We start from the raw sequence: 13,876 nt of genomic DNA, 5'->3' as shown, positions 1-13,876 counted from the left end.
ATGGCCTCTTTTGCCACGCGGGAAAATCCGGCCGCCCCCTTTGAGGCGGCGCGCAGGCGGTTGTGGAATATCGCTTACCGCATGCTTGGCTCGGCGGCAGAGGCCGACGATGTCGTACAGGAAACCTATTTGCGCTGGCAGAAGGCAGGCCGGTCACAAATAACACATCCGGAAGCCTGGCTCGTACGCACATGCACCCGTATCGCCATCGATGCGCTGCGCGCGGCAAAGCGGGCGCGCACGGACTACATTGGCCCCTGGTTGCCTGAACCGGTTGCCTCCCCGGAGGCCGGGATTGAACTTGCCGACACGCTCTCCATGGCTTTTCTCCTCATGCTGGAGCGCCTTAGCCCGGCAGAACGCGCAGCCCTTCTTCTGCGGGATGTGTTCGACTACGACTATCCCCGCATCGCCGACATCCTCGGACGGCGCGAGCCTGCCTGCCGTCAACTCGTTGCACGGGCACGAAAGAGCGCCCGCGCCGAAGGCCAGCGGTTTGATGCGGACACGGATGCCGGCGAGCGATTGCTGGGTGAGTTCCTTCTTGCAATCAAGACAGGCGAGTTGGAGCCGCTTGAAGCATTGTTGAGCCGCGATGCTGAGATCTGGGCCGATGGCGGCGGCAAGGTGCTGGCCGCGATGAACGTTGTATGCGGACAAAATCGCGTCGCGCGCTTCCTCGCCGGCCTTTGGCGCAAAAACTGGGTACGTGGCAGCATCGAGCAAACGAAGATCAACGGCTTACCCGGACTTGCGTTGATAGATGGCGGTCATGTCTACGCAGTCCTAAGCCTTTCAACCGACACGGACGGGCAGATTGCCCGGATCCTTGTCATGCGTAATCCGGACAAGTTGACGGCATATAATGCGCCCTAGGCCGCGTTCAGGATATGCCTTCCTCATAGGTGCGAAGATCGTCTGAAATCTGAACATGTGCCAACTTGCCTTTTGTCCACATATGGCAGTCCGGCACAAACCGGAAGGGCTCTGATATCGTCTGCGCGAAAACACCGATGAGCTGCGGAAACCCGTCGGATTTGTCAAACATCGGCGTCCCACATACCGAGCAGAACTCCCTGACCGTTTGCGCTCCCGAAGCAGCAAAGTAGCGATTCGCCCGCAGTTCACCGGCAACCTCAGTTGCTTTCGCGGCAAAGAAAACGGTCTCCGAATAATCATTGCCGGTTGCATTGCGACAATCGGCGCAGTGGCAAACGGCCTGAAGCACCGGCTCTGCATCCGATCGGAATTTCACTCTGCCACACCCGCACTGGGCCTGAACTGTCACTGTCATGAAGGCTCCGCTTTGTTCAACGCGCATCATACCCTGATCTGTCCATCGACAGAAACCGCGAACACTCGCCGGAGAGCCAAAGCAGAAAAAACCCCCGCTCAATTGAGCGAGGGTTGCGTTGTGATCGGTTTAAGCTGCGATCAGCCCATGACACCGCCATCTGTGCGGGTGATCGCGATAACCGCAGACCGCGGAACCGCATTGCCGCCCTCCGGCCAGTGGCTGTCACCTCGCTCACCCGGATGCTGGATACCGACGAACATGGTCTTGCGGTCAGGGCTCCAGGTCATGCCGGTGACTTCACATTCTTTCGGACCAACGAGGAAACGGCGGATTTCGCCGGTGACCGGATCGCCCGCCAGCATCTGGTTGTTTCCATGGCCGGCAAAGCCTTCGGCATTGGAATAGTTGCCATCCGTCTGGATCCACAGAAGTCCGTTGGAATCGAACTTCAGGCCGTCAGGTGAGTTGAACATATTGTCGGCGTTGACATTGTCGGATCCTTTGTTGGCATCCTGATGAACCGCCGGGTTGCCGGCAAGCACAAACAGATCCCAGGTGAAATCCTTGGCAGTGTGGTCGCCATCAGCCGGACGCCAGCGCACGATCTGGCCGTAGTTGTTGGCCTCGCGCGGATTGGGTCCGCCAACCGGGGTCTCGTCACCGCCTTTATTGGGCTTGAGGCCGCGGTTCTTGTTGTTGGTCAGGGCGCAATAGACCTCAGCGATATTCGGATTGGACGTCACCCATTCCGGACGGTCCATCGTAGTGGCTCCGACAGCCGAACCGGCCTGGCGCGAATGGATGCAAATCTCGGCCTTGCTGGCCATGCCGGTTGTCTCCGGCGTCAGCTCCAGCCACTCGCCGGTGCCGTTGTCATAGAACTTGGCAACAGACAGGGTGCCTTCGTCAAGAAGCGAGCTTGTGTCGCCGCCCGTTGCAAAAACACCGTCGGACACGAAACGGTACAGGAACTCGCCGCGCTCGTCGTCGCCCATATAGACAACGACCCGGCCGTCATTGTTAATGACGACTTCGGCGTTCTCGTGCTTGAAACGTCCAAGCGCCGTGCGCTTCTTCGGCGTCGAGTTCGGGTCGGTCGGATCGATCTCGACGACATAACCAGCACGGTTTGGCTCGTTCGGATGTTTGGAGACGTCAAAACGCTCATCCACATTGGCCCAGCCGTAACCCCAGTCTTTCGAGGACACGCTGTAGCGGTCGAGCTCCGGCGATACCTTGTGCTCCTCGTCGGCGGCGGAGAAGTAACCGTTGAAGTTTTCTTCGCAGGCAAGGTAAGTGCCCCAAGGGGTCGAGCCGTTGCCGCAATTGTTCCATGTACCAAGCGTCTTGGTTCCGGTTGGGTCTGCGGCTGTCTTAAGCAGAGCGTGACCGGCGGCCGGGCCGGTCAGTTCGATCTCGGTATCAGGTGTAATACGGCGGTTGAGCGGGCTGTCCTTGACTATCGCCCAACCATTTTCAGTAGGTGCGATTTCCACAACGGACACGCCATGGGCCATCTTGCCCTTGTTGAAATCGTCGGCTTCGGCCGCTTTGCCTTCCTCACGGTTGCCCCAGATAATCTTGCGGTTGGTGTACTCGTTGTTGGCAACAAGCACCATCTTGTCGCCAATTGCATAAACTTCCATGCCGTCGATATTGTCGCCAAAGGCGAGCGCCTGACTGTCGGCAGTGCCACGCGAGGCGTGATCGAATTCAGGCGCGTTGGACCAGAGCGGGTCGCCCCAGCGCACCAGAATGTCAGCCTTGTAGCCTTCCGGCACGGTCACCGCATCCTCGGTGTTGGCAGGGATCTGGGCAAAGGCAAACCGGTTGGACGCGGCCTGCACGCCGGACGGGACCAGCGTGCCGCCAAGCATCGCAAAACTTCCGAATGCCAGTGCCCCGCCCAGAAAACCGCGACGATTGACAGCCGCCTCGACAATGCGGTCAAAATCGGTCTCTGTCGGACGCGGATTGATCTCCTCGTCGAAATCGTCGAACGACAAGGACTCGTTGGGCGGTGAAGACATGCGGGGCTCCTCTCGATTAAACATATTACGGCATGCCGATTGGTAGAACCGGTCTGCTTTCGACTTAAAATCATTCCAGTTACAGTTTTGCGACAGTCTGGCGACGAAATGCCGTTGCCGTTGATGGAAAGCGCTCATCCCGCGGCGGCCGGTCTCCTTGAACTAAGTTTGAGTTGGTGGAAGGCGCTCTTTGTCCTAGTCTCAATTCCCATGAAAAATGCTCTGACTGTCTTGTTGCTCTACCTGTCGCTATGGCCAACCGCCGCGTCAGCGCAGGTGGAGACCGACCTGGAACTCGTGCTGCTGGCCGACGCAACCGGCTCCATTGACAACGCGGAGATCCTGTTTCAACGCCGCGGCTACGCGGAGGCAATCACCAGCCAGCAGGTTCTCAATGCCATCCGCAACAATGCGCTCGGAAACATTGCAGTAACCTATGTGGAGTGGGGAAACGATACTTCTCAGGACGTGGTTGTTTCATGGACGATCATCGATGGTCCTGAGGCCGCGCAATCCTTCGCCGACAAACTCATGGCGGCACCGCGAAGGGCGGGCGGCCGCAACGCCATCGGCGCGGCGCTCCTTTACGGCAAGGATCTCATTGAAAATAACGACCTGACAGGGCTGCGGCGGGTTATCGATCTGTCCGCCGACAGCGCCAACAACTGGAACGGCCCGCCAATCAGCGTGGCGCGGCAGCAGGTGCTCGACGCCGGGATTGTCATCAACGGCCTCGCGATCCTGTGTCGGCAATGCAGCGGCAGGCCCATCAGCTACGATCTGGAAGCCGCGTTCACCGAACGCATCATCGGCGGTCCGGGCTCCTTCACAATTACGGCGGAAAACGCTGCTAACTTTGCTGTCGCGGTGCGGCGCAAGCTGGTGCTCGAAATCGGTGGCCTTGCACCCGAACCGCGCTACGCACGAACAAACGATGCCCCCGATGCATTGCAACAGGGAGAACGGCAATGAGCATATCGACAGCAGAAAGACGATTGACTGCGGCGGACTTCGATCAGGAACTCCTTGATCTTTATGACTACTATGCCCACGGCCTGATCACAAAACGCGAGTTCCTCGACCGGGCCGGCAAATTTGCCGTTGGTGGTATCACAGTGCTGGCGCTGCTTAAGACGCTCAGTCCGGACTATGCGCGGGCACAGCAAGTCGCCCCGAACGATCCGGCGATAAGCACCGAATACGTCACCTACAGCTCACCCAATGGCAACGGCGAAGTGCGCGGTTACCTCGTCAGGCCGGCGGACGCGTCCGGCCCGTTGCCGGCCGTTCTCGTGGTTCACGAGAACAGGGGCCTCAACCCTTACATTGAGGACGTCACGCGCCGCCTTGGAAAGGCTGGTTTCATGGCGCTGGCGCCGGACGGGCTGACATCCGTCGGCGGCTATCCGGGCAACGATGACGAAGGCCGCGCACTCCAGCGGACCGTTGACCGCGAAAAACTGATGAACGACTTTTTCGCCGGTTATGAATATCTCGTTTCCCGAGACGACAGCACCGGTAAGGTCGGCTGCGTCGGATTTTGTTATGGTGGCGGCGTGTGCAACGCTTTGGCAGTCGCCTACCCGGAACTCGCCGCCTCCGTTCCCTTCTATGGGCGCCAGCCACGCGCCGGGGACGTTGCCCGCATCCAGGCACCCTTGCTGATCCACTATGGCGAGCTGGATCAGCGCATCAATGAGGGCTGGCCGGCCTATGAGGAAGCGCTCAAGACCAATGGCAAAACATACACCGTCCATTTTTATCCCGGCGCCAATCATGGCTTCCACAACGACACAACACCACGCTACGACCAGGAGGCCGCAGCCCTGGCAGAAGAGCGCACGATCGCGTTCTTCAAGCAACATCTGAACTGATTGCCGGTGGCGCCGTTTGAATGCGGCGCCGCTATGAGCATCCTCCTACTTCGGACTGTCGTCGACGACCTGCTGAGGGTGTGCATCCGCCCAATCAAGCAGGAATTCTGTCATCTCCTCGACACCGCAAAGATCGATCTCGCGTTGTCTCAGCGGCGCCCCCTTTTCCAGCGTCAGCCGCGCACAGCTGATGTGGTCGCGCGACTTTCGATGAGGAGAAAACTCAGCGCCGTGAATGATTGTGCCGAGCAGATCGCCGCCATAATCATTCTCGTGCGACAGGTCGGGATCGAAGGTCAGCAGCCATTCAACCTCATCGGGATGTCCCTCCCAGCCTGCGATGTGAATTGCCGGCATGCCCATCTCATCCGTCCAGTCGGGATCGATGCCGATCGCCTGAAGCCGCTGAATATGTTCAAGCCTGCCTGAAAAGCCGATGATCCGGCACATCATGCGTTTGGTTTCATCGTCAAGCTTGGCCGGGTCGACCTGTCCCTCGGCACGCCCCTCTGCCGCAGCGGCGAGCAGGGTCTCTGTTGCATCGAGCGGTGTCGCCTGACCGGCGCGCTCCAGCGCCCCGGTAATTGCCTGATTACCGCGCATCCGCGCCAGCGCGTAGGCCGTATGTCCGCGATAAGGCACGGTTCCGTCCGCCCCGCGGGAAATCAGCAGTTCCGCCATTTGTGCCGAACACATCCGGCGCGCTGCCTGGTGCAAGGACGGAATCGCCAGCGAGGGCTGCCCCGAAGGATGCGGCAAGGCCCCTTCATTCGGATCGGCGCCCGCATCGAGCAGGAGCCGGACGGCTTCGATATCGTCAAAGTCCATGGCCCGCGCAAGGGCATTGGTTCCATCGGTTTTGGCGCCATGCTCCAGAAGCATTGCCAGTCCCTCGTGATGCCCGAGTTCCGTCGAGTGGTAGAGCGATTCATTGTCGTTCGGGTCAGCGCCATGATCCAGCAGCCAGCGCGCAAGGACCATATTGTCGGCATGCCCCAATGCTCCATAGAGCGCGGAAAGCCGATGCTCGCCGCCCTGCTCAAACGGAAAACTGTCATCCACATCTGCGCCGGCGCCCAAAAGCAGTTCGGCAATGGCGATCATGTCGTCGGACCGATCAGGCTCGGCATGAATATGTTTGGAAAAAGTCAGATGCAGGATCGGACTGCGAACGCCGACCAGCCGGGTTCCCGCGTCCGGATCGGCCGACAAGGCCGCTTCCACGGCGGCCCTGTCATAGAGCGCGATCAGCAGGCCAAGATTGCCACTGGGCAGATCGGGGTCCTGTGCCAAAAGTGCACGGGTGACCCAGTGCTGGCCGTAAAAGAGCGCGATACGAAGCCGGTCTGCACGCTGCTCCCGGTTCATTTCTGAGATTTCCGCGGCAAATTTAAGCTGAGGCCAGCTCTTGTGACCTTGCTCCCTGGCGATAATGTGCAGCGCCTGAGTGTGTTTGAGCGCATCGGTATTGCCGAAGAGCGCTGCGGCCCGCTTCCTCGCCTCCGGATTTCCAGCGGCAAAGTCGCGTTTCAGTGTCTTCGCCTCACGGCGCAATCTGTCGATATTGATGGACATCGGTACCCTCGCTTATGCCCGCCGATCCGCTATCCGGGCTCGAGACGACCGATTGATGGTCTGATATTTGGTCGAGGTGCCGATGCAGCTTTCCGCGGATCAGGGTGCCGCCTCGCGCGGCACGGTGAGACTAACCGAGAGATTTCTTGCAGGCAAGCCGCGTAACGGCTTCAGGCCTTGCCGTCGAGAATACTGAATATACCGCTGGCGCGCGCGATGCGCCTGTCACCCACATGCGCATAGGTGTTGGCGAAGGCGGCCATGCGACCAACTTTCTGAACATCCGTCTTGAAGACAATCCAGTCTCCGATGCCTGCGCTGCCGGCAAAGTCAATGGTGATGCTTGTTGTGACCATGGGACGGTTTCCGTCGGGGTACCCGCCGGCACTGTATCCAAGCGCGATATCGGCGACCGTGCTCAAAAGCCCGCCATGAACGATCCCGCGCGAGTTGCAATGCTTTTTTTCCGCCAGAAGGCCGATTTCCAGCCCGTCATCGCTCAGCCGATAGTAAAGCGGACCGAGCATGTCGATAAACGGGCTGCTGCGGGTAATCGGAACAAAACCATCAGGGATTGACGCATGCATGATCCTGCTCCGTCACCGACCCGATTGGCACACATCGAGGCCCCTGCGGGCTACCACCATTTGTCGGCTTCAAAATGACCTGCGGCCTGCTCGATGACATGGGAAAGGCGAAACAGCGTTTCTTCTTCAAACGGTTTGCCGATCAACTGCAAACCAAGCGGCAAGCCGTTATCGTCCAGTCCGGCCGGAACCGAGATCCCCGGCAATCCCGCCATGTTCACCGTCACCGTGAAGATGTCGTTCAGGTACATCTTGACCGGATCGGCTGCCATATCCTGATCGGCAATGCCAAAGGCCGCCGACGGTGTTGCCGGCGTCAGGATCGCATCGACACCCTGATCGAACACGGTTTCGAAATCGCGTTTGATCAGCGTGCGGACCTTCTGGGCTCTGAGATAATAGGCATCATAGTAACCCGCCGACAGCACATAGGTGCCGATCATGACGCGGCGTTTGACTTCGGGTCCGAAACCGGCAGCACGTGTATTTTCATACATGTCGACGATGTCGTCGCCCGGCTTGCGCAAGCCGTAACGCACGCCGTCATACCGCGCGAGGTTTGACGAGGCTTCAGCCGGAGCAACGATGTAATAGGCAGGCAGCGCGTATTTGGTATGCGGCAGCGAGATCGGCACGATCTCCGCGCCGGCGTCCTTCATCCAGGCAATGCCCTTCTGCCACAAGGTCTCGATTTCCTGCGGCATGCCTTCCATACGGTATTCATCGGGAATGCCGATCCGCATACCCTTGATAGACTGGCCGATTGCGGCCTCATAATCGGGAACCGGCAAATCCACCGACGTCGTGTCGCGCGGATCTGTGGAGGCCATCGATTTCAGCATGATCGCCGCATCGCGGACATCGCGGGCAATCGGCCCGGCCTGATCGAGCGAGGAGGCAAAAGCAACAACGCCCCAGCGGGAACAGCGCCCATAGGTCGGCTTGATACCGACCGTACCGGTAAAGGCTGCCGGCTGGCGGATAGAACCGCCGGTATCGGTCGCAGTTGCCGCCGCACAAAGATGCGCGGCAACGGCCGCAGCCGATCCGCCTGATGAGCCGCCCGGCACCAGGGCCTTGTTGTTATCATTGCCACGCCACGGATTCGTGACCGGGCCGTAATAGGAGGTCTCGTTTGACGAGCCCATGGCGAACTCGTCCATATTCAGTTTTCCAAGCATCACCGCGCCATCGGCCCAAAGATTTGCGGTGACGGTGGATTCATAACGCGGTTTGAAACCGTCCAGAACATGACTGCATGCCTGCGTATGCACGCCTTCCGTGCCGAAAAGGTCCTTGATGCCGAGCGGGATTCCCTCAAGCGAACCGCCCTCACCCTTGGCCAGCGCATCATCCGACTTCGCCGCCTGTTCCAGAGCCTTCTGCGCCGTGACGGCGACATAGGCATTGATTGATGGATTTGCCTGCTCGATCGCCGACAGATAGGCGCCGGTCAGTTCGGTCGACTTGATTTCGCCAGCCTTTAGTTTTTCACGCGCTTGCGCGATGGTCAGGCGTGTCAGTTCGCTCATAGTCTTGATATCACTCTTCAGGCAATCGGCTGGTCGGGCGCCTTGACAATCAGGCTATTCGACAACCTTGGGAACAAGGAAAAAGTTCTCGTCGGTTTGCGGGGCATTGGCGACGATATCGTCGGCCTTGCCGCCATCATTGACGACGTCCTCGCGTTTTTTCATGGGCATGGGCATAACCGACGTCATCGGCTCCACGCCCTCGACATCGACTTCATTAAGCTGTTCGACAAAGCCCAAAATCGTGTTGAGTTCACCTTCCATCTTGACCGCTTCATCATCGGTGACGGCAATGCGGGCGAGACGGGCAACACGTTTGACCGTTGCAAGATCGACAGACATCGGGATTTCGCTCCGAATATTGGGGTTTCAGCCCGAGGCTATAAACGCGGTGCAGCGCGAGGGCAAGTGTCCAACTGCCAGCTTGGAAAGCCGCCGCCCGGGTTCGCTCTACAACTCCAGCCAGTCACCGACATCCTGTGTGCGGACTTTCCCGGCTTCGCCTTCCATTGCCGCTACGAATTTGTCAGCCGTCTGGTCGATGATCGGGAACGTGCCGAAGTGACAGGGAATGACGCTGGAAAAGTTGAAATAGCGCCGGCACGCAAGCGCCGCCACTGCTCCGCCCATGGTGAACCGGTCGCCGATCGGCACGATCCCGATCTCCGGCTTATGCAGCTCCTCGATCAGCGCCATATCGGAGAAGATATCTGTGTCGCCCATGTGGAGAAGCGTCGGTTCGTCGTCAAAATGCACAACGATGCCATTGGCGTTCCCGAGACAGTGAGACACGCCGTCGCTGGTGATATGGGCCGACGAATGCAGCGCATTGACGAAGGTAACGGAAAAACCGTCATGGTGGACGGTTCCACCCGTATTCGTCGGATCAAGCTTTTCCACACCGGCGTGATGACCGAGCCACATGCACAGATCGTAATTCGAGATGACGGTCGCGCCGGTTTCCTTCGCGATCTCCGCCGTGTCGCCGACATGATCGCCATGCCCGTGTGTAACAACGATGTGGCTGACATCCTTGGCTGCACTGGCGCGATCCTGGCCTTCAAAACTCGGATTGCCGGTAAAGAACGGATCGATCAGGATGTTTGCCTTGGCTGTCTCTAAACGAAATGCGGAATGTCCCAGCCACTGTATTTTCATGGATATGCCTCGCTGAATGATGGGGTTGAAGCGACAGCTTATGGGTTGACAGCAATGATGAAAAGAACCAACCCGGTTAAAAAGGATGTGTGATTATGAGCGTCATGACGCTGGAGGAACTGACGCAGGACCTGCCGCAGGGGATGGTTCTTGCCGGCCTCGACCTCGGCACCAAGACCATCGGTATAGCGGTAAGCGACCTCGGTTTGTCCCTGGCAACGCCGCGAGACGTACTGCGCAGAACCCGATTTACCAAAGACGCCGAAAAGCTGCTTGCTATCCTGCAGACCGAACGCGTCGGCGGCTGCGTCATCGGACTGCCCGTCAACATGGACGGCAGTCAGGGCCCCAGGGCTCAGGCGACCCGTGCGTTCGTTCGAAACCTTGAGAACAAGACCGATTTGGGATTTGCATTCTGGGACGAGCGGCTTTCAACCGTCGCGGCGGAACGGGCACTTCTGGAGATGGATGTTTCCCGGAAAAAGCGTGCCGACCGTATCGATTCGGCAGCCGCTGCCTTTATCCTTCAGGGAGCCTTGGACAGGCTCTCATCTCTTTCGACAGGCAGCTCGACATAAGCAGTTTCCATCAACGGTTCCGTAGCCGAAGGTGCCCGCTGTTTCCTGATCCACTCGGCAATCTGCTTGCGCCAGCGAAATGCGGCAATGCCGAGGACAATGAGACTGTCGACTGCAATGGCTTTGAACAACAGAGGCGGAATGGTTTCGGGCGCTATGCCCAGGATATTCCCGTAAAGCTGGAACACCATGTCATGAACCTGACGGGTCAGCATGAAAATGCCGAAGTGCATGTCGTGATATGACAGACCATACCAGGATGTGATCAATGCGATTGGCACAAACCACAATATCAGGAACCATTTCATCAGGTCTGTCCTCGCCTCGAAGCCCGTCAAACAAGGGGCAAATGCGCCTTGTCCGGCTTTAACCACCGCGGTTCTTTCGCCGGTTCGCACGCGCCTATTCAAATGTGCTGCGATTTGCCGATCAGCGCAACGTAAACCATTTGTTAAGGTTAATATTTGCGCTCCAACCCTCCATTATCCAGCTTGTGCCATCTTCCAGCGGCGGTTATGAGACCCTATCTGTCCTGCCGCGATTGACCCATGCTGCCTATCTTCGAGAGTATTCTTCCGATCTTTCTGATCGTCATACTTGGCGTCGTCCTCAAACGTTTGCCCATTGTCGACCGGAATGTGTGGCACGGACTGGAGGAAGTCGGCTATTTCGTCCTGTTTCCCGCCCTCCTCTTCCTGACACTCTATCGCGCCGATTTCAGCGGCCTCGAAATCACAGAAGTCAGCATAGCGGCCCTTTCAACAATTACTCTGATGTTCGCGCTGGTGTTACTGCTCTGGCCGGTCTTGCGGCACAGGGGTGTCTCCGGCGCCGCCTATTCAACCGTTTTCCAGACCGCGACCCGCTGGAACGGCTTTATTGCCCTTGCTGTCGCCGACAAGCTCTACGGCGATACGGGGTTGGCGCTGACCGCCCTTGTCATGGCCTTGCTGATCATCCCCTTGAATTTCGGCAACGTGGCTATGCTGGTCTGGTTTGTCAGCCCCAGCCGCGATCTGCGTGTTTTTGCCCGCAAACTGGCAACCAATCCGTTGATACTGTCCTGCGCGGCGGGATTGTTGTTCAATTATTTTTCCATTCCGGTCTATGAACCGCTGGAACAGGGAATCGATCTCATTGCCAGCGCGGCGCTTGGAATGGGACTGCTGATGGTTGGAGCCGGCCTGCGCATCCGCGACACTGTCAAACCCAAGCCGATCGCCATCTTGCCGGTGTTCCTCAAACTGATCGCCTATCCTGCGCTCATGGTCCTGATCGGCGCACTTGCCGGCGCCCAGGGAGAAACGCTTATACTTCTGGCGATCTGTGGCAGCGTGCCGACGGCCATGAACGGCTATCTGTTGGCAAGACAGATGGGCGGCGATGCAACACTTTATGCAACCGTCGCCACGTTGCAGACAGCCGCCGCCTTCCTGACCATACCGCTGGTCCTGTTTGCCGCCGGCTATCTCGCCTCGGGATAAAGGAGAGAGACAATCTGGCCGGCATCAAAACGCATATCCAGCATCCCGTAGGTTGTGCGCCAGGCGCCGGCCATGCGTGACTCGGCAAATGCATCCGCTATGCGTCCAGCCCCCAGCCGGTAGAGTTCCGCCGCCGCGGCAGAATAGGCAAGTTGCTCTGCGAACATGCGGGCAGCGCCCTCGTCACGCTGACAGAGTGCCGCCGCCGCCGTCAGCACATCGACCGTCCGCTTCGAAAACGGCCCAAGGTCACCGGCGATAGCCGCGATAACAGCCTCAAGCTGGCGTCCATCCTTGCTCAGCGTGCGCAGGAGATCGAGGGCCATGACATTGCCCGATCCCTCCCAGATCGCATTCACCGGCGCTTCGCGGTAATGGCGCGCAAGCGCCCGTTCCTCGACATAACCATTGCCGCCAAGGCATTCCATCGCTTCATAGATCAAGGCCGGCGCCATCTTGCATATCCAGTATTTCACCACCGGCGTCATGACCCTGGCATAGGCCGCTTCCTGTTCATCATGATTGGAATTGTCAAACGCCCGGGCAAGGCGCAGAACCAGCGCTGTGGCCGCCGCTACGTCAAGCGCCATGTCGGCCTGAACGCGCGCCATCAGCGGTTGATCGACCAGCGCCTTGCCGAAGACCTGCCGCTGTCTGCAGTGGTGAACGGTTTCCGCCAATGAAGCACGCATGATTCCGGCGGACGCGAGAGCGCAGTCGAGCCGGGTCAGCGTCACCATCTCTAGGATTGTCCGTACCCCTTTTCCGGGTTCGCCAAGCAGGTACCCATAGGAGTTGGCAAACTCCACCTCGCTAGAGGCGTTGGAACGATTGCCAAGCTTGTCTTTCAGCCGCTGGAACTGAAGGCCGTTCGTCTTGCCGTCCTCAAGAAAGCGCGGCACCAGAAAGCAACCCAGACCTTCAGGCATCTGAGCCAGCATCAGGAATGCATCGCTCATCGGTGCGGACATGAACCATTTGTGCCCGGTCAGCCGGTAAACCCCCTCCCCGGCTTTGTCCGCCCGGCTTGTATTGGCACGCACATCCGTGCCGCCCTGCTTCTCGGTCATGCCCATGCCGATTGTCGCGCTGCCTTTGGCGCCGACGGGTTTTTGCGACGAATCGTAGCTTCTCGAAAGGATCTTGGGCGCCCAGATTTTGTAAACGGACGCGTTCATGCGGATGGTGGCAAGAGACGCGTGTGTCATCGTGACAGGGCAAAGATGCCCGCATTCCAGACCAGCCGTCAGGAAAAAACGAATACCGCGAGCCTGATGGGCAATGCCCTTTTCTTCCGGCAGGCCTTCCCAAATGGACGAATGAAGACCGCTGGCGCATGAGCGCCGCATCAAGGCGTGATAGGCCGGGTGGAACTCAACCTGGTCGATCCGGTTGCCGGACTGATCGAAGGTCTTCAGCTGTGGCGTGGACTGGTTGGCGATTCGGGCAAGATCCTGCGCCTCGGGGCTCATGACAAAGCGGCCGATGGCGGACATGTCATCACGCACCTTCTTGGGCATCTGACCGGCGGCCTCGCACAACATCGGGTCGGCCTGATATGCATTGATCCCCACATAGGGCTTTGGCTGATTGAGAACCTCATGCGTCATGCGATTCACGGTCATTTTTGACATAGGGTCCTGTTCCTGTTGGGTTTCCCCGGGGTTGGGCCGAACACCGGCAATTGGATGGGGATCATCCACTGCTGAGGTGTCGATTTCTTGCCCATTTCGAATATGACGCCTATAGAAGCGCCAATCG

Annotated in this window: 14 protein-coding genes; 5 read left to right on the top strand and 9 right to left on the bottom strand. The window is 58.7% G+C overall.

Features of this window, described 5'->3' with window-relative positions; genetic code table 11:
- The gene (gene sigJ, locus OQ273_RS06925; protein WP_267989736.1) at window positions 1-876 is read left to right on the top strand and encodes an RNA polymerase sigma factor SigJ; all 876 of its coding nucleotides are present in this window, start codon (window positions 1-3) and stop codon (window positions 874-876) included.
- 7 nt (window positions 877-883) lie between these two features.
- On the opposite strand, the gene OQ273_RS06920 is transcribed toward sigJ, so the two are convergent.
- Window positions 884-1,294 carry a GFA family protein gene (locus OQ273_RS06920; protein ID WP_267989735.1) on the bottom strand — a complete coding sequence of 137 codons (411 nt, stop codon included), beginning with the start codon at window positions 1,292-1,294 and terminating at the stop codon, window positions 884-886.
- Between the two features lie 140 nt (window positions 1,295-1,434).
- Window positions 1,435-3,327 carry a PhoX family protein gene (locus OQ273_RS06915; RefSeq protein ID WP_267989734.1) on the bottom strand — a complete coding sequence of 631 codons (1,893 nt, stop codon included), beginning with the start codon at window positions 3,325-3,327 and terminating at the stop codon, window positions 1,435-1,437.
- A gap of 39 nt (window positions 3,328-3,366) precedes the next feature.
- On the opposite strand from OQ273_RS06915, the gene OQ273_RS06910 reads away from it, so the two are divergent.
- Entirely contained in the window at window positions 3,367-4,299 is a 933-nt protein-coding gene (locus tag OQ273_RS06910) for a DUF1194 domain-containing protein (protein WP_267989733.1), read from the top strand.
- On the top strand, window positions 4,296-5,201 hold the full coding sequence (gene yghX, locus OQ273_RS06905; RefSeq protein ID WP_267989732.1) for a YghX family hydrolase: 906 nt from the start codon (window positions 4,296-4,298) through the stop codon (window positions 5,199-5,201). The genes OQ273_RS06910 and yghX overlap by 4 nt, the downstream gene beginning before the upstream one ends.
- Window positions 5,202-5,246: 45 nt before the next feature.
- Here yghX and OQ273_RS06900 read toward each other — a convergent pair whose 3' ends face one another.
- The 5 genes from OQ273_RS06900 to OQ273_RS06880 all read right to left on the bottom strand — a co-directional run bounded on the left by OQ273_RS06900 (window position 5,247) and on the right by OQ273_RS06880 (window position 10,053).
- Complete coding sequence (locus OQ273_RS06900) at window positions 5,247-6,776, bottom strand: ankyrin repeat domain-containing protein (protein WP_267989731.1); 1,530 nt, start codon at window positions 6,774-6,776, stop codon at window positions 5,247-5,249.
- Window positions 6,777-6,946: 170 nt separating this feature from the next.
- Window positions 6,947-7,363, bottom strand: a complete 417-nt coding sequence (locus tag OQ273_RS06895; RefSeq protein WP_267989730.1) for a PaaI family thioesterase — start codon at window positions 7,361-7,363, stop codon at window positions 6,947-6,949.
- A 50-nt stretch (window positions 7,364-7,413) separates the two neighbouring features.
- Window positions 7,414-8,895: an Asp-tRNA(Asn)/Glu-tRNA(Gln) amidotransferase subunit GatA gene (gatA, locus tag OQ273_RS06890; RefSeq protein WP_267989729.1), complete on the bottom strand. Its 1,482-nt coding sequence runs from the start codon at window positions 8,893-8,895 to the stop codon at window positions 7,414-7,416.
- Window positions 8,896-8,949: 54 nt separating this feature from the next.
- The gene (gene gatC, locus OQ273_RS06885; protein WP_267989728.1) at window positions 8,950-9,237 is read right to left on the bottom strand and encodes an Asp-tRNA(Asn)/Glu-tRNA(Gln) amidotransferase subunit GatC; all 288 of its coding nucleotides are present in this window, start codon (window positions 9,235-9,237) and stop codon (window positions 8,950-8,952) included.
- Window positions 9,238-9,345: 108 nt separating this feature from the next.
- A complete protein-coding gene (locus OQ273_RS06880; RefSeq protein ID WP_267989727.1) occupies window positions 9,346-10,053 on the bottom strand; it encodes a metal-dependent hydrolase in 708 nt (235 codons plus the stop codon).
- Window positions 10,054-10,148: 95 nt separating this feature from the next.
- Here OQ273_RS06880 and ruvX point away from each other — a divergent pair, with 95 nt between their 5' ends.
- Complete coding sequence (gene ruvX / locus OQ273_RS06875; RefSeq protein WP_267989726.1) at window positions 10,149-10,631, top strand: Holliday junction resolvase RuvX; 483 nt, start codon at window positions 10,149-10,151, stop codon at window positions 10,629-10,631.
- On the opposite strand, the gene OQ273_RS06870 is transcribed toward ruvX, so the two are convergent.
- A complete protein-coding gene (locus tag OQ273_RS06870) occupies window positions 10,580-10,939 on the bottom strand; it encodes a DUF6105 family protein (RefSeq protein WP_267989725.1) in 360 nt (119 codons plus the stop codon). The genes ruvX and OQ273_RS06870 overlap by 52 nt on opposite strands.
- Window positions 10,940-11,179: 240 nt before the next feature.
- Here OQ273_RS06870 and OQ273_RS06865 point away from each other — a divergent pair, with 240 nt between their 5' ends.
- A complete protein-coding gene (locus OQ273_RS06865) occupies window positions 11,180-12,115 on the top strand; it encodes an AEC family transporter (RefSeq protein WP_267989724.1) in 936 nt (311 codons plus the stop codon).
- On the opposite strand, the gene OQ273_RS06860 is transcribed toward OQ273_RS06865, so the two are convergent.
- Window positions 12,097-13,749 carry an acyl-CoA dehydrogenase family protein gene (locus OQ273_RS06860; RefSeq protein ID WP_425493355.1) on the bottom strand — a complete coding sequence of 551 codons (1,653 nt, stop codon included), beginning with the start codon at window positions 13,747-13,749 and terminating at the stop codon, window positions 12,097-12,099. The two genes, OQ273_RS06865 and OQ273_RS06860, sit on opposite strands and share 19 nt — an antisense overlap.
- Window positions 13,750-13,876 lie beyond the last annotated feature (127 nt).

The sequence above is a fragment of the Hoeflea prorocentri genome, assembly GCF_027944115.1.
GTDB lineage: Bacteria > Pseudomonadota > Alphaproteobacteria > Rhizobiales > Rhizobiaceae > Hoeflea_A > Hoeflea_A prorocentri.
Note: the sequence above shows the minus strand (reverse complement) of the source record. Positions and strands in the feature narration are given on the sequence as shown.